At 65.1% G+C, this 19322-nt stretch carries 18 protein-coding genes; 4 read left to right on the plus strand and 14 right to left on the minus strand.

The genetic code is table 11. The features are described from left to right. Positions 1 to 56: 56 nt before the first annotated feature. From AC1DW2_RS14340 to gltX, 9 genes are all read right to left on the minus strand, one after another. Positions 57 to 824 (minus strand): SDR family NAD(P)-dependent oxidoreductase, encoded by a 768-nt coding sequence (locus tag AC1DW2_RS14340; protein WP_477006374.1) that lies wholly within the window; start codon positions 822 to 824, stop codon positions 57 to 59. Next, on the minus strand, positions 821 to 1930 hold the full coding sequence (locus tag AC1DW2_RS14345) for an ABC transporter ATP-binding protein (RefSeq protein WP_477006375.1): 1110 nt from the start codon (positions 1928 to 1930) through the stop codon (positions 821 to 823). The genes AC1DW2_RS14340 and AC1DW2_RS14345 overlap by 4 nt, the downstream gene beginning before the upstream one ends. A 10-nt stretch (positions 1931 to 1940) precedes the next feature. Then, on the minus strand, positions 1941 to 2798 hold the full coding sequence (locus AC1DW2_RS14350) for a carbohydrate ABC transporter permease (protein WP_014494951.1): 858 nt from the start codon (positions 2796 to 2798) through the stop codon (positions 1941 to 1943). Then, positions 2791 to 3711 (minus strand): carbohydrate ABC transporter permease, encoded by a 921-nt coding sequence (locus tag AC1DW2_RS14355; protein ID WP_028153748.1) that lies wholly within the window; start codon positions 3709 to 3711, stop codon positions 2791 to 2793. Before AC1DW2_RS14355 ends, AC1DW2_RS14350 begins: the two co-directional genes overlap by 8 nt. Then, entirely contained in the window at positions 3708 to 4994 is a 1287-nt protein-coding gene (locus AC1DW2_RS14360; RefSeq protein WP_014494953.1) for an ABC transporter substrate-binding protein, read from the minus strand. Before AC1DW2_RS14360 ends, AC1DW2_RS14355 begins: the two co-directional genes overlap by 4 nt. 58 nt (positions 4995 to 5052) lie before the next feature. Beyond that, a complete protein-coding gene (locus tag AC1DW2_RS14365) occupies positions 5053 to 6231 on the minus strand; it encodes an ROK family transcriptional regulator (RefSeq protein ID WP_354097724.1) in 1179 nt (392 codons plus the stop codon). A gap of 123 nt (positions 6232 to 6354) precedes the next feature. Further along, positions 6355 to 6759 (minus strand): GFA family protein, encoded by a 405-nt coding sequence (locus AC1DW2_RS14370; protein WP_477006376.1) that lies wholly within the window; start codon positions 6757 to 6759, stop codon positions 6355 to 6357. 169 nt (positions 6760 to 6928) lie between these two features. Further along, the gene (gltA, locus tag AC1DW2_RS14375; RefSeq protein ID WP_071913479.1) at positions 6929 to 8233 is read right to left on the minus strand and encodes a citrate synthase; all 1305 of its coding nucleotides are present in this window, start codon (positions 8231 to 8233) and stop codon (positions 6929 to 6931) included. Between the two features lie 169 nt (positions 8234 to 8402). Beyond that, entirely contained in the window at positions 8403 to 9830 is a 1428-nt protein-coding gene (gene gltX / locus AC1DW2_RS14380) for a glutamate--tRNA ligase (protein ID WP_477006377.1), read from the minus strand. Between the two features lie 143 nt (positions 9831 to 9973). On the opposite strand from gltX, the gene AC1DW2_RS14385 reads away from it, so the two are divergent. The 4 genes from AC1DW2_RS14385 to AC1DW2_RS14400 all read left to right on the plus strand — a co-directional run bounded on the left by AC1DW2_RS14385 (position 9974) and on the right by AC1DW2_RS14400 (position 14853). Further along, positions 9974 to 11650, plus strand: coding sequence for a glutamine--tRNA ligase/YqeY domain fusion protein (locus tag AC1DW2_RS14385; protein ID WP_477006378.1), 1677 nt, complete (start codon positions 9974 to 9976; stop codon positions 11648 to 11650). Between the two features lie 13 nt (positions 11651 to 11663). Continuing rightward, complete coding sequence (locus AC1DW2_RS14390) at positions 11664 to 12050, plus strand: YybH family protein (protein ID WP_477006379.1); 387 nt, start codon at positions 11664 to 11666, stop codon at positions 12048 to 12050. A gap of 179 nt (positions 12051 to 12229) precedes the next feature. Next, positions 12230 to 12463 carry a DUF2171 domain-containing protein gene (locus AC1DW2_RS14395; RefSeq protein WP_028149639.1) on the plus strand — a complete coding sequence of 78 codons (234 nt, stop codon included), beginning with the start codon at positions 12230 to 12232 and terminating at the stop codon, positions 12461 to 12463. Between the two features lie 95 nt (positions 12464 to 12558). Further along, positions 12559 to 14853 carry a ComEC/Rec2 family competence protein gene (locus AC1DW2_RS14400; protein WP_477006380.1) on the plus strand — a complete coding sequence of 765 codons (2295 nt, stop codon included), beginning with the start codon at positions 12559 to 12561 and terminating at the stop codon, positions 14851 to 14853. 9 nt (positions 14854 to 14862) lie between these two features. Here AC1DW2_RS14400 and AC1DW2_RS14405 read toward each other — a convergent pair whose 3' ends face one another. The 5 genes from AC1DW2_RS14405 to AC1DW2_RS14425 all read right to left on the minus strand — a co-directional run bounded on the left by AC1DW2_RS14405 (position 14863) and on the right by AC1DW2_RS14425 (position 19181). Further along, a complete protein-coding gene (locus AC1DW2_RS14405) occupies positions 14863 to 15804 on the minus strand; it encodes a GAF domain-containing protein (RefSeq protein WP_477006381.1) in 942 nt (313 codons plus the stop codon). Positions 15805 to 16028: 224 nt separating this feature from the next. Then, positions 16029 to 16463 carry a hypothetical protein gene (locus AC1DW2_RS14410; RefSeq protein ID WP_063983046.1) on the minus strand — a complete coding sequence of 145 codons (435 nt, stop codon included), beginning with the start codon at positions 16461 to 16463 and terminating at the stop codon, positions 16029 to 16031. Positions 16464 to 16653: 190 nt separating this feature from the next. Next, positions 16654 to 16884 (minus strand): hypothetical protein, encoded by a 231-nt coding sequence (locus tag AC1DW2_RS14415; protein WP_477006382.1) that lies wholly within the window; start codon positions 16882 to 16884, stop codon positions 16654 to 16656. 207 nt (positions 16885 to 17091) lie between these two features. Beyond that, positions 17092 to 17793: a transcriptional repressor LexA gene (lexA, locus tag AC1DW2_RS14420; RefSeq protein WP_014494969.1), complete on the minus strand. Its 702-nt coding sequence runs from the start codon at positions 17791 to 17793 to the stop codon at positions 17092 to 17094. 176 nt (positions 17794 to 17969) lie between these two features. Further along, entirely contained in the window at positions 17970 to 19181 is a 1212-nt protein-coding gene (locus AC1DW2_RS14425) for a molybdopterin molybdotransferase MoeA (RefSeq protein ID WP_477006383.1), read from the minus strand. Between the last annotated feature and the right edge of the window lie 141 nt (positions 19182 to 19322).

Raw genomic sequence — 19322 nt, forward strand, 5'->3', positions numbered from 1 at the left:
TCTTCATGATCGCGATAGAAGTGGTGGGCACGCTGCGCTTTGCCCACCCTACGGTACTAAGCCAAGCCGCCGTCGACCCGAAAACACTGGCTGGTGATACGCTGGCTCTCGTCGGATGCGAGAAACAGCACCATGCTGGCGATGTCTTCCGGCGTCACCGCATCGGGAACGGCCTGGCGGGTGCGCAGCTCGGAGATCTTCTGCTCGTCCGGAAACCAGAGCCGGCGCTGGCGCTCGGTGATCACCATGCCGGGCGCGATCGCGTTGACGCGAATGCGGTCGGGGCCGACTGACCTGGCCAGCGAATTGGTGAAGCCGACGATCGCCGCCTTCGCCGCGGCATAGACCGGCAGCGCCGGCGCACCGCGGATCCACGCCACCGACGACATGTTGATGATCGAGCCGCCGCCGCGCGCCTGCATCTGCGGCACCACCGCCTGGGCCGCAAAGAAGACGTGCTTGAGATTGACGCCGATCGTCCAGTCGAATTCGGCCGGCGTCACCTCGGCCAGCACCTGACGCTGGTCGTTGGCGGCATTGTTGACGAGGACTGCGGCATCGCCGAGCGATCCGTGCACCCGCGCCATCGCAGCGCGCAAGGCGTCGATGTCGAGGAGGTCGCAGGGCACAAACAGGGGCGCGGAGCCGGATGTGGCCGCGACGTCCCGCACCAGCGCTTCGCCGGCGCTCGCATCGATGTCGAGGAAGGCGACGCGGGCGCCCTGGGTCGCGAAGGCGCGCACGAAGACGGCACCAATGCCGCTGGCGCCACCGGTGATCAACACCACGCGGCCGGCAAGGCTGGGATAGATAGTCCGGGTCATGCGATCAGCCGCTCCGTTTCGGGGTCGAACAGGCAAATGCGCCGCGTGTCGAGCGCGAAGGTGGCGGTCGCGCCGGGCGCGGGACGGATATCCGGGGTGATGCGCGCCAGCGCAGTCTCGCCGCCGAGACGCAGCAGCACGATTGTCTCGGCGCCGGTCGGCTCGATCATCTCGACCGGCGCGTCGACGAGGACGGGCGCCTCGCCGGAAAAGACGCGGCTGGCCTCGGCGATGCATTCCGGCCTGATCCCGACGACCACCTCGCGGCCGAGATAAGATGCTGCCGAATCGTGTCCATGCAGGCGCAGACGAACCTCGTCCGGTCGCCCCGCGCCGATCACGGCCACGGGTCCGCCGCTATCGGCCTCGAGCCGCCCCGGCATGGTGTTCATCGGCGGCGAACCCATGAAGCGGGCGACGAACAGATTGGCCGGATAGCGGTAGACTGTGTCCGGATCGGCGAACTGCTGCACCACGCCCCGATGCATCACGGCGATGCGCGTTGCCATCGTCATCGCCTCGATCTGGTCGTGGGTGACATAGATGATGGTGGCGCCGATGCGCTGGTGCAGCCGCTTGATCTCCATCCGCATTTCGACGCGCAGCTTCGCATCGAGATTGGAGAGCGGCTCGTCGAACAGGAAGAGCAGGGGATCGCGCACCAGCGCCCGTCCCATCGCCACGCGCTGGCGCTGGCCGCCGGACAATTGCGACGGCTTGCGGCTGAGCAGGGGCTCGATCTGGAGGAGGCGCGCCACATTCGCCAGCGCCTTTTCCTGCTCCGCCTTCGGAACGTGACGGCATTCCATGCCGAAGGTGATGTTCTGGCGCACCGTCATCGACGGATAGAGCGCGTAGGACTGGAACACCATGGCGATGTCGCGATCCTTGGGCGGGACGTCGTTGACGACGCGTCCGCCGATCTCGATCGTTCCGTCACTCGGACGATCGAGCCCGGCGACGATGTTGAGCAGGGTGGACTTGCCACAGCCGGATGGCCCGACCAGCACGGTGAACTCGCCGCTCTCGATGTCGAGGTTGATGCCCTTCAGCACCTCCAGATTGGCGTAGCGCTTGGACAGGGTGCGAATGCTCAGTGCTGCCATGACGACCCCATCATTTCACTGCGCCGGCGGTCAGGCCGCGCACGAAGTACCGTCCGCCGAGGAGATAGATCAGCAAAGTGGGCAGCGCTGCGATGATCACCGCGGCGCTCTGCACGCCATGCTGCGGAATGTCCGCAATTGCGGCAGAGAGCGCGATGAGCGCGGCCGTGACGGGCTGCTGCTGGCCGGTGGTGAATGTCACGCCATAGAGGAACTCGTTCCAGATATGCGTGAACTGCCAGATCACGGTGACGATCAGAATGGGAGCCGAGAGCGGCAGGATGATGCGCCAGAAAATACGAAAGAACCCGGCGCCATCGATGCGTGCGGCCCTGATCAATTCATGGGGGATGGCGACATAGTAGTTTCGGCAGAACAGCGTGGTGAAGGAGAGCCCCTGGATCGTGTGAATCAGCACGAGACCCGTCAGCGTGTTGATGAGACCGGTGTCCCGCAGCACGATGGTCCAGGGAAGCAGGCGCATCTGCTGGGGAAGGAAGAGGCCGAGGGTCACGATGCCGTAGATCCAGCTATCGCCGCGAAAGCGCCAGAGCGACACGGCGTAACCGGCGACAGCACCGAGCAGGGTCGAGAAAATCGTCGCCGGGATGGTGACGAGTGCGGAGTTCAGCATGTACGGCCGGATGCCGGCGCAAGTCTCGGCGACGCAGAAGCCGCTCCAGGCCTTGGCGTAGTTGCTCCAGGCCAAATGTTGCGGCCAGCCGATCATCGAACCCTGCGCGATCTCCTCGTTGGTGCGGAGAGAGTTCAGGACGACAACAACGAGTGGCGCGAGATAGGCCGCAGCGAACAATGTCACGACGAGATAGATCAGAATTCGGCTCGGTGCGAAGCTGCGGTCACGCATGGGTGGCCTGCCTTCGCTGGACATAACGCCACGCCGCATAGGGTAGCAGCACCGCAAGCAGGATGAGCAGCATGAGCACCGCCGCCGCGGCACCCCGGCCGAGCTGGCTGCGCTGGAACATGAGGTCGTAGACGACAAGGGCCGGCAGCTGGGTCGCGATTCCCGGCCCGCCATTGGTGAGCGCACGGACGAGATCGAAGGCTGAAATCGCGAACTGCAACTGGACGACGACGACGGTGATGGTGATCGGCCAGAGCGTCGGCAGAATGACCCGCCAATAGGTTCGGACCGGTCCGGCGCCGTCGATCTGGGCGGCCTTGATGATGTCGGAATCGACGGAGCGAAGGCCGGCGAGGAAGAGCGCCATGGCGAAGCCGGAGGATTGCCAGATCGCGGCAATCACGATCGTCCAGATCGCCATGTCGCGGTCGATCAGCCAGTCGAACCGGAAGGAGGTCCAGCCGAGGTCATGGACGAGCTTCTGGATCCCGATGCCGGGATTGAGTAGCCAGCTCCAGACCGTGCCGGTGACGACGAACGACACCGCGAGCGGATACAGGAAGATGGATCGCAGCACATTCTCGCCGCGAATGCGCTGATCGAGCAGGATCGCCAGCATAAGGCCGGTGATCAAACTCAGCAGCACGAAAGCACTGCCAAACAGCAGCAGATTGTCGAAGGCGATCTGCCAGTTCCGCGATGCCAGGACCGCGTTGTAGTTGCGCAAACCCACCCAGCCCGTAACCGGAACAAGCGTCGAGGGCGTGAACGAAATCCAGATCGTCCACAGCGAAAACGAAATGAGATGCGCAGCCGACAACAGCAGTGGCACCCAGATCATCAGATATTCGGGCAGCCGGCGCACGAGATCAGACGTCGCCGGCCGCGTTGCTGTGGAGACGGTGTCGGTCAACGCGAACCCTCGACGGCCTCGGCGAGGCGGGTGACCGCCTGCTCCGGCGTGATCGTCTTGTTCTTCACATACTCGGTGAGCACGTCGATCATCGCGGCCGTCAGGCCGTTTTCCTGTGCCATATTGTGCGCAAGACTCAGGACGGCCTGATTGTTGGCGACAGCGTCCTTGAGCGCGGCTGCGGTCCGCCGTTGACCGTCCGACCAGCCCTCACCGGAGAGGTCGACATCGGTGCGCACCGGGATCGATCCCGTGATCTGCGAGTACATGGTCTGGATCGCCGGATCCATGACGAGCTGGGCCATCAACGTCTGACCGGCCTGGAGATCCGGCTCCTTGCGCTGCCAGAAGATGAAGGCGTCGGCATTCAACAGGAAGACCGGTTTGCCATTGTCGCTCGGGCCCGGCGTGATCATGAAGTCGTCGAACTTGAAACCGGCGTTACGCAACACGCCCTGCGCCCACCCGCCCATGATCATCATGCCCATGTCACCGTCGACGAAGCGCTTCAAATTGGTGGCGTAGGGTTGGGCGCCGACGTTGGGGTCCATCCAGTTGGCGATCTTGCGGACCTGGACGAAGGCAGCCTTGATCTCGGGGCCCTCCAGGGCCTTCTTGTCGAGATTCATGATGGCCGCACGGTATGCCGTGGGACTGATGCCGGCCAAAGAGGCCTCGAATTTCTGCCCGTCATCGGGGCGAGTGCCGCCGTTGGCGATGGGGTAGGTGATGCCGCCCGCCTTCATCTTGTCGGCGAGATCGTTGAAGTCGGCCCAGGTGACCGGGACCTTGTCGGCCTTGGCCTTATCCATCGCGCGCTTGGAGAGAAACAGCATGTTGGTGCTGTAGATCTGCAGCGGCAGTGCAATCCACTTGCCTCCCGGCTTGTGCAATTTTGCGAGGTCCGGAGCGACGACCTTTTCGTAGCCGGCGGCCGCGACGAGGGCGTCGAGATCGACGGTCGGGGCGATCTTCGACCAGGCCGCAATCTCGGGGCCCTTCAGCTGCGAACAGGCCGGCGGATCGCCGGCGATGATCTGAGCGCGCAGCTTGTTCATCATCTCGGTGGTGAAGCCGGGGACGGGCGAGTGCTGCCAGACGCCGCCTTTCTCCTCGAATTTCTTGCCGAGTGCGGTGATCGCCGCGCCATCGCTGCCTGCGGACCATTGCGAGATCGCGGTCAGGCGCGGCTTGGCCGCGCCTTGCGCGCGGGCGAATGCCGGTAATGCGAGTGCGGCCGCAGATCCAGCGAGCAGACGGCGCCTTGTTGTCGTGATCGGCATGGCAGTTCCTCCCGGTGTGAACTTTCTTGGCGCGTTGAGCCACGCGGCTCAGGGCATGTCAGGCGGCCTCCGTGGAAGCCGCGGGCATCCCGCCGCGGCTGGCGAGACAAAAGGCGGCGAAGGCGAGAGCTGCTTGCGGATCGTTGCCGTTCGAGGGCGGCACGAAGGCGAGCGACACCTGCGCCAGTTTCCGTCCGCCGAGAAGGCAGGCGTCGATCCCATCGACCACCGCTTTCCGATCCTCCTCAGAGAGAAGCGACGGCCAGCCGCTGATCGCGACGCCGTTGCACGGCTTCACGTTCAGCGTGTTGCCGATCGAAAGGCCCAGCCGGAACAAGCGCTGGCGCAACTCCTGGCGCATTCGCGACGAGCGCGGGATCGTGCTCACCCATTCGCCGCCGAGCTGGAGCAATTCGGCCTCGGTTACGCCGAGGAGCTCGGCGAGGGCTGGAAGCGACGTATAGGCCTCGACGCAGCCATGGTGACCGCAGCGGCAGCGCGGCCCGTCGGCATTGAAAACCATATGGCCGAGCTCAACCGGCTGCGGGGCATCGGCCTCCAGCGGATCGTCCATCCAGGCGCCGGCAACGCCCTGGCCGACGAAGACGAAGAGATGTGCGCCGCTGAAGGGATAGTCCTGCGTACGGCAGCGGTGAAACGTGGCGTGTGCGACCACCGAGTTGGTGAACTCGACCGGCACGCCGGCGAACATTCCGCCGAGCATGTCGCCGATGCGTTCGACGTCGCACGGAATGATCGGATTGCCCGCGGCGCTCAGGCGGCCGAGGCCGGGAATGGTGATGCCGATCTGCGCGAGACTGATGCGGCGGCGGCGCGTCCAGTCGCGCAGCAAGGTGAGGGCTTCGCGGAACACCCGGCCGACGGTCTCGACGGTCGGCTTCTTCAGCAACGGAACACGCTCGGTGTAGTGCATTTCGCCCGACATGCCGCCCACGCCCACGCTGAGCCACTGGCCGGTCAGCTCGAGGGCCGCGAGCGCCACGGAGCCATCGAGCGACACGAGCCCTGTCGGACCGCCGACATAAGGGGCGGGGCGCCGCACTTCCTCGATCAGGCCTTCGGCTTTCAGGTCAAACAGGATGCGCGACAGGCTCGCCTCGGACAGGCGCACGGCCTTGGCCAGCGGCGGCCGGAACGAGCCGCCGGACTGGAGCAAGTGAGTCAAAATGGCAGCACGCGTCTGCCGCCGACTTCTCGGCTGCTCCGGCATTTCCATCCCTGTCGTCATTCTTACTTAGTGTAAGAATTTGCGCGCGGAGCGTTTCGACTGTCAAGCGATTGCGGACGCGATAAGTCGACTAGTTGTTGTGCGTGGCAGCAAGATGAGGCGAAGAACCGATCAAGCTTTCGGTGCGGTGCCTTCGGCCCACTCCGGTAATTCGGCCTTCGGGTCGTACCAGTTGGCGGAATCCGATCGCCAGATGTGCACCTCAGGCCGTTCTGCGATCGGTGTGTCGAGGCAGCCCATCCGCAGCAGGACCGTGCTCCTGCCCTCGCGCGAGGCGACGATGTGTGATCCGCATTGCGAGCAGAAATAGCGGGTTTTGCCGGGCGAGGATTCGAAGCCGCGCAGCAAGTCTTCGCCCTTGGTCCAGCGGAAGCGGTCGCGCGGCACGTTGGTGACTGTGGAGAAGGCCGATCCGTGCGTCTTGCGGCAGGTCTGGCAATGGCAGTGCATGATGGTGCACGGGGTCGCATCGACCTCGTAGGCAACGCCTCCGCAGAGGCAGCTTCCGGTCAGCATCGGGTTCTCCATATCGTAGGGTGGGCAAAGCGCAGCGTGCCCACCGTTTCTGGCTCCGTCTCGGAGAGGTGGTGGGCACGCTTCGCTTTGCCCACCCTACGGCGTCCTCCAAAACAAAAACGGCGCCATCGCAGGATGGCGCCGTTTCCAAAAGCCGCAATGGCCGATCTTACTTGCGATCCTTGATCGCGACGTAGTCGCGGCGGGTGACGCCGGTGTAGAGCTGGCGCGGACGGCCGATCTTCTGCTGCGGGTCCTCGATCATCTCGCTCCACTGGCTGATCCAGCCGACAGTGCGGGCGACCGCGAACAGCACGGTGAACATCGAGACCGGGAAGCCCATCGCCTTCAGCGTGATGCCCGAATAGAAGTCGACGTTCGGGTAGAGCTTGCGGTCGATGAAGTACTGGTCGCTGAGCGCGATCTTCTCGAGCTCGAGCGCCACCTTCAGCATCGGATCGTCGCCATGGCCGGTCTCCTTGAGAACGGCATGACACATCTTCTGCATGATCTTGGCGCGCGGATCGTAGTTCTTGTAGACGCGGTGGCCGAAGCCCATCAGGCGGACTTCGCTGTTCTTGTCCTTCACCTTGGCGATGAATTCCGGAATCTTGTCGACCGAGCCGATCTCGGCGAGCATCGCGAGCGCGGCTTCGTTGGCGCCGCCATGCGCCGGGCCCCAAAGGCAGGCGATGCCGGCGGCGATGCAGGCGAACGGGTTGGCGCCGGAGGAGCCGGCGATGCGCACCGTCGAGGTCGAGGCGTTCTGCTCGTGGTCGGCGTGCAGGATGAAGATCTTGTCCAGCGCGTCAGCGAGCACCGGATTGATCTTGTACTCCTCGCACGGCACGGCGAAGCACATGTGCAGGAAGTTCTCGGCGAACTTCAGCGAGTTCTTCGGATACACGAAGGGCTGGCCGATCGTGTATTTGTAGGCCATGGCCGCCAGCGTCGGGATCTTGGCGATCATGCGCATCGACGCGATCATGCGCTGCTTCGGATCGTTGATGTCGGTGGAGTCGTGGTAGAACGCGGCGAGCGCGCCGACGGAGGCCACCATCACCGCCATCGGATGGGCGTCGCGGCGGAAGCCCTGGAAGAAGCGGGCCATCTGCTCGTGCACCATCGTGTGATGGATCACGCGGTCGTCGAAATCCTTCTTCTGCGCGGCGGTCGGCAGGTTCCCGTAGAGCAGGAGGTAGCAGGTCTCGAGGAAGTCGCCGTTCTCGGCGAGCTGCTCGATCGGGTAGCCGCGGTATTCCAGCACGCCGGCGTCACCGTCGATATAGGTGATCTTGGACTCGCAGCTTGCGGTCGAGGTGAAGCCGGGATCGTAGGTGAACAGCCCGGACTGGGCGTAGAGCTTGCCGATATCGACGACATCAGGCCCGACGCTACCGCTGTGGATCGGGAGATCGTAGTTCTTGTTTCCGACCGTCAGCGTGGCGGTCTTATTGCTTGCTTTTGCGTCCATCAGAGGTCCCCGATGTGTGGTGAAACGGGCCGGACCCGGAAGGCCCCAATGACTTGGTAGGGCAGGCCGGATATTCCAGAAGGTACGGGTGAGATGGGTATATTATTGCTGTGTGCGCTGCAAGATCGCCGCACGCATGGTCGACTTACGTCGTAGCCTGGTCCTTGGCCTAGTCCTTGGACTGGTCCTTAAGCCGGCCCAGGCTTTCCTGGCGCCCCAGCACGTCCAAAACCTCAAATATACCAGGCGATGTCGACCGTCCCGTTAGCGCCGCCCGCAGCGGCTGGGCGACGGCGCCGAGCTTGAGACTATTTTCCTCGGCAAAGGCGCGCAGCGCGGCCTCCGCATTCGCCGCACTCCATGTCTCGACTTTCTCCAGCGCGGAATGAAGCTGGCCGATCAGCTTGCGGTTCTCGGGCGTCAGCAGCGCTGCCGCCTTGGGATCGAGCTCCAGCGGCCGGTCGGCGAAGATGAAATAGGCGCTGTCGATCAGCTCGATCAGCGTCTTGGCGCGCTCCTTCAGGGCCGGCATCGCCTTGAGAAGCTGTGCCCGCGTCGTGTCGTTTAACTTGGCCTTAAGCTCGTTGCGGCTGGGCACGACGTGGTCGAGCACGTCCTCGAACATCTTCACGAGTGATTGATCGTCGGCGTGGCGGATGTAGTGGCCGTTGAGGTTTTCGAGCTTGGCGAAATCGAAGCGGGCGGCGGCGCGGCCGACGCTGGCGAGGTCGAACGCGGCGATCATCTCCTCGGTCGAAAAGATCTCCTGGTCGCCATGGCTCCAGCCGAGACGGACGAGGTAATTGCGGAGCGCGGCCGGGAGGTACCCAATGGCGCGGTAGGCATCGACGCCGAGCGCGCCGTGGCGCTTCGACAGTTTCGAGCCGTCCGGGCCATGGATCAGGGGGATGTGGGACATGCTCGGCAGCGCCCAGCCCATGGCGTCGTAGATCTGCTTCTGGCGGGCGGCGTTGATCAGGTGGTCGTCGCCGCGGATGACATGGGTGACGCCCATGTCGTGGTCATCCACGACCACTGCGAGCATGTAGGTCGGATTGCCATCGCCGCGCAGCAGGACGAGGTCGTCGAGGTTCTCGTTCTGCCAGACCACGCGGCCCTGGACCTGGTCCTCGATCACGGTCTCGCCGGTCTGCGGTGCGCGCAGGCGGATGGTGGGCTTGACGTCGGAAGGCGCGGTTGCCGGGTCACGGTCGCGCCACATGCCGTCATAGAGGCGGGTGCGGCCTTCCGCGCGCGCCTTCTCGCGCATGGCGGTGAGCTCCTCTGCGGTGGCGTAGCAGCGATAGGCCTTGCCTTCGGCGAGGAGCTGCTCGGCGACCTCGCGGTGGCGGGCGGCACGGCTGAACTGGTAGATGACGTCGCCATCCCAGCCGAGCTCCAGCCATTTGAGGCCGTCGAGGATGGCGCCGATCGCAGCCTCGGTGGAGCGCTCCCGGTCGGTGTCCTCGATCCGGAGCAGCATCTTGCCGCCGTGCTTCTTCGCATAGAGCCAGTTGAACAGCGCCGTGCGGGCGCCCCCGATATGGAGGAAGCCGGTCGGCGAGGGAGCAAAGCGGGTGACGACGGAATCGGTCATTCTTGGCAGGGCCTATGCATTGGAGGCGGTGGTATATAACAGGACCGGAGCATAACTAAAGCCCGGCAGTGGACCGCTAAGCTCTTGGCTCAGCCAAGCGAATTTGGCAGAAGGGCCGCTGATTTCCCTACAGGATTTTCGTAATGACAGAACCGGTGGCGAACGAGGTTGGGCGCGATTTCATTCGTGACATCATCCAGGCCGACCTCGATCAGGGCAAATACCAGGAGATCGTGACCCGGTTCCCGCCGGAGCCGAACGGCTACCTGCATATCGGCCACGCCAAGTCGATCGCGCTCAATTTCGGCATCGCCCAGGAGTTTCCGGGCCGCTGCCATCTGCGCTTCGACGACACCAACCCGGTCAAGGAAGAGCAGGAATACATCGATTCCATCCAGGCCGACGTGCACTGGCTCGGCTTCGACTGGGGCAAGAACCTGTTCTTCGCCTCGGACTATTTCGACCGCCTGTACGAATGGGCGGAGAAGCTGATCCGCGACGGGCTCGCCTATGTCGACGACCAGACCCAGGAGCAGATCCGCCTCGCGCGCGGCACGCTGACCGAGCCCGGCAAGAACTCGCCGTTCCGCGACCGCAGCGTGGACGAGAATCTCGACCTGTTCCGCCGCATGAAGGCCGGTGAATTCCCGAACGGCGCGCGCGTGCTGCGGGCCAAGATCGACATGTCCGCGGGCAACATCAACCTGCGCGACCCCGTGCTGTACCGCATCCTGCATGCGCATCATCCGCGCACCGGGACCAAGTGGAGCATCTATCCGAGCTACGATTATGCGCACGGTCAGTCGGACGCGATCGAGGGCATCACGCACTCGATCTGCACGCTGGAGTTCGAGGACCATCGGCCGCTCTACGACTGGTTCATCGAAAAGCTGCCGGTGCCGTCCAAGCCGCACCAGTACGAAATGGCGCGGCTCAACCTGACCTACACGCTGCTGTCCAAGCGCGTGCTGACCCAGCTCGTCCGCGACGGTCATGTCGCCGGATGGGACGATCCGCGCATGCCGACTGTAGCGGGGATGCGCCGCCGCGGCGTGCCGCCGGCGGCCTTGCGCGAATTCGTCAAGCGCATCGGCGTCGCCAAGGCCAACAGCGTCGTCGATGTCGGCATGCTGGAATTCTGCATCCGCGAGGAGCTGAACCGCACGTCGCAGCGGCGCATGGGCGTGCTGCGACCGCTCAAGGTGGTCATCGAGAACTACCCGGAAGGGCAGACTGAAGAGCTCGAGGCGATCAACCATCCCGACGATCCCTCGGCCGGCACGCGCAAGATCACGTTCGGCCGCGAGCTCTATATCGAGCAGGACGACTTCATGGAGAACCCGCCGAAGAAGTTCTTCCGCCTGTCGCCCGGCAACGAGGTGCGGCTGCGCTACGCCTATTTCGTCAAGTGCACCGGCGTGATCAAGAACGACGCGGGCGAAGTGGTGGAGCTGCGCTGCACCTACGATCCCGCGACCAAGGGCGGCAACGCGCCCGACGGCCGCAAGGTCAAGGCGACCATGCACTGGCTGCCGGCGGCGACGTCGGTGCCGGCGGAGATCCGCATCTACAACCAGTTGTTCTCCAACCCGAGCCCGGACGCCTCGAACTTCGCGGCCGATCTCAATCCGCAGTCGCTGGAGATCCTCTCCAACGCGCGGATCGAGGCATCGGTTGCGGAGAGCAATGCGACCGTGCCGATGCAGTTCGAACGCCAGGGCTATTTCGTGCGCGACAGGGACTCGACGCCGGGCAAGCCGGTGTTTTCGCGCACCATCGGCCTGCGCGATACGTTCGCGAAGGAAGTCGCCAAGGGCTGAGGGGATTGGGCCTATGAGCAGTGAAGCCGACGCGATCGTTTCCGCCATCATCGCGAAATGGTGCGCCGGCTTCGCGACACTCGATGCGGCTGCGCTGTCGTCGCTCTATGCGAAGAACGCGTTCTTCTTCGGCTCGAATCCAAGACTCTATCGGGGCAGGGACGGCGTCGCCGACTACTTCAACGGCCTGCCGCGCTGGCGCCAGCCGAGCGCCGTGTTTTCCGAGGTGCGCGCCACGCAAGCCAGCCCGGACCTGATCAACATGGCTGCGATCGTGTCGTTTGACCTCGCTGGCGAGCGGGCGGAGTTCTCGGTCAAGATGAGCTGGGTCATCCTCCGTGAGGACGGCGACTGGAAGATTGTCAATCACCATGCCTCGTCGCGCGCGCCGTTGATCTAGCCGTCGCGCTACTCCGCCTCTCTCGTCATTCCGGGATGGCCCGAAGGGCTAGGCCCGGAATCCATAACCCCGGCTTGTGGTTATGGATTCCGGGCTCGCGCCAAGTGGCGCGCCCCGGAATGACAATAGCAACGAACGCTGCCCCCGCGCGTTGGGGTGGGTCCAACAAGGAACCCACCATGCAGAACATCGCAGAGCATATGGAAGTCATCGGCGCCGATGGCGTCCACATCGGCACGGTCGACAAGGTCGAGGGCCATCGCATCAAGCTGACCAAGAAGGACAGCGGCGAGGGCAGCCACAAGGGCCACCATCACTTCATCGACAAGGGCCTCGTCGCCGGTGTCGAGGGCAACAAAGTTCGGCTCTCGGCCAAGGCGGACGTCGCCGTGACGATGGAAGAGGAAAAGTAGGGGGCCGTTCGCTCCGTTCCTGATCCGTACCGCTATTCGCGCAGCCGCACGTTCCGGTAGCCTCCTGGCCTGTCGCGTATCGTAAGGTGCAGGGAATGGCGGAGCCGGGCCGGCCAGTTCGGTCCCAGGGGATTGCGGGGACTTGGATCGCGGGGACTTGGCCCGTCGGCCGAGCTGCATCCGCGGGCGGCCTCGTGCCGGCAGGGTTCGACCTCTGGACGTCGCTGGCCGAGACCCTGCGCGAATGGGCGCGCGCCGAGGCCGGCGCCGGGCGATTGTTGCCGTGGGTGCCGGTCGCGTTCGGCGGCGGCATCGCGCTCTACTTCGCCGCCGATCATGAACCGGTGCTGTGGGTCGTTGCTGCGACGGCCATCGTGCTCATGCTTGGCGCGGTGCTGTTGCGTCGGAGCCAGTTGTTTGCGCCGGCGATCATGATCGCGGCGGTGGCGGCCGGTTTTGCCATGGCGACCTGGAAGACGGCGCGGATCGCGCACACGGTGCTGGCAAAGCCGCTCTATTCCGTCTCGCTGTCGGGCTTCGTCGAGACCCGCGACATCCGCGAGCGCACCGACCGCTTCGTGCTGCGTGTCACCGCGATGGAGGCGCAGCGCAGCGACGTCAAGCTCGAGCGCGTGCGCCTCTCCGTGCGCAAGGGGACTGCGCCCGAGGTCGGCAGCTTCGTGCAGTTGAAGGCGCGGCTGTTGCCGCCGTTGTCGCCGGTGCGCCCCGGCAGCTATGACTTTTCGCGCGACATGTTCTTCCAGGGCATCGGCGCCTCCGGCTTCGTGATGGGCACGATTGCGGCATCGGTGCCGCCGGATGCCGGTGGCTTGCGGCTGCGTTATGCCGCCTTCATGCAGGGTCTGCGCGATGCGATCGACGCGCGCATCCGCGCCACGCTCGAGGGCGACAACCGGGCGATTGCGACCGCGCTGCTCACGGGCCGGCGCGATGCGATCACCACGCCCGTCAACGACGCCATGTTCATCTCGGGGCTCGGACATGTGCTCTCGATTTCCGGCTATCACATGGCGGTCGTCGCCGGCGTGGTCTTCTTCGCGGTGCGCGCGCTGCTGGCGTTGATCCCTGGAATGGCGGCCGGCTTTGCCATCAAGAAATGGTCGGCGGCTGCGGCGCTGGTCGCAGCCGCGTTCTATCTGCTGCTGTCGGGCGCGGAGGTCGCGACGCAAAGATCGTTCTTCATGACGGCGGTGGTGCTGATCGCGGTCATGGTCGATCGCCGTGCCATCACCTTCCGCACGCTGGCGGTGGCCGCGCTGATCGTGCTCGCGGTCGCACCGGAAGCACTTGTGCATCCGAGTTTTCAAATGTCCTTCGCCGCGACGCTCGGACTGGTGGCACTGGTGCAGATCGGCATGCCGAACCTGTTTGCGTCGCCAGATCATTCCGCGACCGCGCGGATTGCAATGTGGGGCGGGCGCGAGATCGCGATGCTGTTCCTGGCCTCGCTGATCGCGGGGCTCGCGACCACGCCCTATGCCGCCTTCCATTTTCACCGCGTGACGCCGTTCGGCGTGCTCGCCAACCTCGGGGCGATGCCGGTGGTCTCGGCCCTGGTGATGCCCGCGGGCCTGTTGGGCTTGATTGCAGCGCCGTTCGGACTCGATGGTCCGTTCTGGTGGCTGATGGGGATCGGCATCGACTGGATGGTTGCGGTGTCGCGCTGGGTGGCCGCTTTGCCGGGCGCGGTCGGCCGCATCTCGGCTTTCGGCATCGCACCGCTGATCGCGGCAAGCTTGGGGATCATCGTGATGGGCTTGTTGCGCACGCCGTTGCGCTGGGCCGGCGCGGTGGTGTTGTTGGCCGCGATCCTCTGGGGACTGTGCGCGCGGCAGCCCGATGTCCTGATCGCCGGTGACGGCCAGAGTGTCGCGGTGCGGGGCAGGGATGGGCACCTGCATCTGATCAGGTCGAGCAAGGATAGTTTTCTTCTGAAGGAATGGCTCGCGGCCGACGCCGATCCGCGCGATGCCGGGAGTGCGTCACTGGCTGCCGGCGTGTCGTGCGACGAGGCCGGCTGCGTGACGCCGCTCGCCGACGGGCGCCTGGTCGCGCTGGCCTTGCGCATCGATTCACTGGCTGACGATTGCAGCCGTGCCGCGCTGGTGGTGACGGCGCGGCCGGCGCCGCCGGATTGCGCAGCGATGGTTGTCGACCGTCAGCGTCTCGCAAGGCAGGGCGCGCTGGCACTGACGCGAAGCGGCGACGGCTTTGCGGTTCAGGCGGCGAAGGCAAGGGGGGCAGATCGTCCGTGGTCGCCGGCGGCCGCCGGTGAGGCGGATTTCGGCGCGAGCCTTGCGCCGCAGGCGGCGGCTCCCCGCAACCGCGACGCGACGCCATCGGAAGCCGACCTACAGGCCGAGGATTGAGCGGATGGGTTACAGATACCAGGCCAGCACGGCGTCGAGCCTGGCGTTGCCGATCACCGGCAGGACGACCATCTGGCTCAGTCCAGAGGCGCTGGCCTGCAAGGCCGCGACCGAGCCGTCACGCGCGAGATCGTCGTTGAGTGCGGGCATGCCGGTGGCCCAGGCCCCGCCGATGCTGCCTTCGCCTTTGGCGATGGATTTCGTCGCATAGAGCGCGGCGAGGTCGGTCTGCGCGCTGCAATCGCCGGCGCGGAAGACCAGCGCCGAACGGGCCTCGTCCGGGACCCAGATCTCGAAGCGTCGCGCAATCGGGGTCGCCTGCGCGGAGAGAAATGTCAGCACCCAGGTCTGATCGGTGCCGGCCCGGTAGGGAACGCCGACGCCGAGATTGATTCCGACCTTGGCGGCGTCCTCCCAGCGCAGAAAACTCCTGGCATCGTGCAGATCCTTGATGACCAGCGGCAGGCCGGCTTTCCAGATGCGGCCGGGCAGGCCGAAGCCACGCGGAAATCTGGTGTGGCGGGAGTTGAATTCGAACATGTCGGCGGTGCCGTAATAGCCGTCGACGAGCCCCATCTCGTGGGAGGTTTCGGCATCGTTGTGCCAGAGCTCGATCGCGCCGACATGGGCCTCGTCGTCGCCGCAGAACAGCACCATGACGGCTTGCAGGAATTCGCCTGAAAACACCGGCACCGCCACGCCGCAGGTCAGCCCGGCGGCGATGGCCTGATCGGTCCGCTTGAAATAGGAATCGGTGAATCTGGTGAGGATCACGGGGTGGCCGCCGGCCCAGGCCTTGCCGGGAAGCCCCTCGTCATATCCGAAGTGCAGATCCTCGCTCACGTCCCTAAACGCGGACAACCCTTCGCCGTAGAGGCCGCCGCCGAATTCCAGCCGCATGCGCGTGCGGTCAGGCACCCAGAGTTCAACGACGCGAATGAAGGTCTTCATCGAACGTGCCCGCCGTCTCAAGCCGCACCAAGCATCGGCCATTTGGCTGCGGAACGGACGTTCAAAATTCAGGCAGGACAGCGCAAACTTCGTGCGGTGGGAGACGCCACGGCTTGGTCCGCCCGATGGAGTTTCGCGGGACACAAACGACACCATCTCGCCGGCCTCGGCCGGCGATGGCGATTTTCAATCCTGGCCCGACCTGCCGGCCGGGAATGGCTGCATCAGCCGATCGGCAGGCGGGTGATGGTTGTCCGGCTGTCGGTGATGGTCTGCGGCTTGTGCTCGCGCTCGCCGAGCGGCTGGGTCACCGGTAGCTGCAGCACGGTCGCACGCTGGCCTTCGACCAGCTGCGTCACCAGCACGGATTTGCCGTCGGGGAATTCGATCGCATCATGATGGCGATCGGGAATGTGCGGATCGATCTTGCCGAACTTGCCGACGCGCGAATTGACGGTGCGCGTCCAGATCCAGCGATTGTCGTAGCGGACGTTGTCGGCGAAGGCGAGCTCCGTCCCCGGGAGCAGGCAGACCGCGACGGTCGGATCGGCCGCGGAGGCAAAGCCGCGCGTCGAGGTGCCGCGGAAGGTTGTCGTGACGATCGTCTCGCCGACTTCGGCGGGACGCGACGCGACGGCATGCAGGCTGTAGTCACACATCGGGTGCTCCTCATGCAGGGATAGCGACCCACGTCTCTTAATCGAGGCGCAGGCCTCTATCAGAGTGGAAATACCAAACGTTCTGCCGGGTTGTAGGCAAATCTACGGCTCGCCGCCGCAGGCCGCAATCACATTAACTTTCCCGAATCCACCAGGAACAAAGCCCGCCCCTTTGCATTGCAGGCGCGTGTCAGCGCCCCGCAGGCGCCGACCAGCCGGAATATTGCCAGCCCGGCCGCGACGGTCGGTCGATGGTGCCGCTGGCCTTGCGGACTTGCTCGCTCACGGCGGTGTCCTTGCGGACATGGGGCCGCGATTGCGCGGCCAAGGCTTGCACGGCCAAGGCTTGTACGTCCAAGGCTTGCGACGCTGATGCTGCGATCAGCGCCACAGCAATTGTGCTCAGAACGATCCGGCGCATGACTTCTCCTCGAACCTGAAGGCCGCGAAGCAGGGCTGCTTCGTGCKGCGTGCCGAGGATTTACCGCTGGAGGAGGGGCCGGATAATCTGCGCGAAACCAGAAAGACTATCCAGCGGAAGCGGACAATCGTCCGCTCCAATCTCGGATCGGCGATGCCGATCGAAAGCGCGCGGGGCGCCCAATAACCGATACCGGCACGTCCGGTATCAATACTTCCGGTACAGCCCGATCAGCTTGCCCTGGATCTTCACCCGGTTGGGCGGCAGAATGCGGACCTCATAGGCCGCATTAGCGGGCTCGAGCGCGATCGAGGCGCCGCGGCGGCGGAAGCGCTTCAGGGTTGCTTCCTCGTCGTCGATCAGCGCCACCACGATATCGCCGGTATCGGCGCTCTCGTTGCGCTGGATCAGCGCCATGTCGCCGTCGAGGATGCCGGCCTCGACCATGGAATCGCCGCGCACTTCGAGCGCGTAATGTTCGCCCGAGCCGAGCATGTCAGGCGGTACGCTGATGGTGTGGCTGCGGGTCTGCAAGGCCTCGATCGGCGTGCCGGCCGCAATGCGGCCCATCACGGGCACCGCGACGGGGCGCTCGCCCTCGTCCGCCGGCGGGCTGGACGTCGTGCGGACCTTGCCGAGATTGCCTTCGATGACGCTCGGCGTGAAGCCGCGGCGGCTGCCGGCGGCGGCCTGAAGCTCGGGCAGCTTGATCACCTCGATGGCGCGGGCGCGGTTGGGCAAGCGCCGGATGAAGCCGCGCTCCTCGAGCGCGGTGATCAGGCGATGGATGCCCGATTTCGAGCGCAGGTCGAGCGCGTCCTTCATCTCATCGAAGGAGGGCGGCACGCCGCTTTCCTTCAGCCGTTCGCTGATGAACCGCAGGAGCTCGTATTGTTTGCGCGTTAACATCTCGACCAAAATCCCCCGGTTGATGTCGTTCGATTCCGAGACGCTGAATTCAGCAGTAAGCCGCTACATTCTCGAAACAAATCATGAACGGACACTATATGTTCGATACATGTTCCGCAACTGCTTAATTTACCGTGAACGCGACAAAGTTCGCGGAACGCACGCGAACGAAGCGCTCAGACGGGCAGCCGCAAGACCTCGCAAGGCGTGCCGGCTTCGGCCTTCGACGCGAATGGCGCGCGCACGAGAAGTGCCTGTGCCGCAGCGAGATTCGCAAGCAGCGAGGAATCCTGGTGATTGACCGGAAGGGCGAGGAGTGTGCCGTCGTCGCGCAGCTCGAGGCATGCGCGCAGGTAATCCTCGCGCTGGTCATTGGCGCCGACATCGCGGCCGAGCACCGCGCGTTCGCGGCGGTGATGAATCATCGAACGGCCCGAAAGCGCGCGAATCAACGGCACCATGAACAGGAAGCCGCAAACGTAGGATGACACGGGATTGCCGGGCAGGCCGATCACGCGCATCGCGCCGAGCCGCCCGTGCATCATCGGCTTGCCCGGCCGCATCGCGATCTTCCAGAACGCCATCGAGATACCTTCGTCCCTCAGCGCCTGCTGGACCAGATCGTGGTCGCCGACAGAGGCGCCGCCGGTCGTGATCAGGATGTCCGCGCCGCTCTCCCGCGCGCGGCCGATGCCGGCCGTGGTGGCCTCCAGCGTATCGGCGGCAACGCCGAGGTCGATGGTATCGGCGCCCTCGCTGCGGGCGAGCGCGTGCAGGGCGTAGCCGTTGGAATAGACGATCTGGCCGTGGCCCGGCGTCGTACCCGGCATCACCAGCTCGTCGCCGGTGGCGAGGATCGCGACCTTCGGGCGTCGCCGGACTGGCAGTTGCGGGTAATTCATGCCGGCGGCGAGCGCGAGGTCGCGATCGGTGAGCCGGGCCCCTTTGCGCAGCAGCACGTCGCCTTCCGAGAAGTCGACGCCGGCGGGGCGGATGTGCCGCCCCGTTACGGCGGCTTCCTTGATGGTGATGCGCTTGCCGTCCGCGATCGTGTCCTCCTGGATCACGACCGCATCAGCGTCATCGGGAACGACACCGCCGGTGAAGATACGCACGGCCTCGCCGGCGCCGATCGATCCCGCAAACGGGCGGCCCGCCGCGACCTCGCCGATCAGGGTGAGCTGGGAGTCGATCTTCGCCGCATCGACCGCGCGCACCGCATAGCCGTCCATTGCCGACATCGCCTGCGGCGGCTGCGTGCGCCGCGCCGCGACATCGCGCGCGAGCACGCGGTGGAAGGCTGCGTCGAGCGCGATCATCTCTTCAGGCAACGGCTCTGCGCCCGCCAGCACCGCGGCGAGCGCGTCGGAAACCGGCATCAGGGCCACGGGTGAAAACTCCTGCTGGGCCCGTTCGGGCAAATCGGCGGCGAGAGTTCTAGCCGAGTGCAGGCGCAGAGGCAAAACAGTGGCCGCGCAGGATGATTTATCCTGCGTCATCCGCTCTGCGATGAAGGGTGAGCATCAAGT

The sequence above is a fragment of the Bradyrhizobium sp. P3_C3 genome (assembly GCF_056402655.1).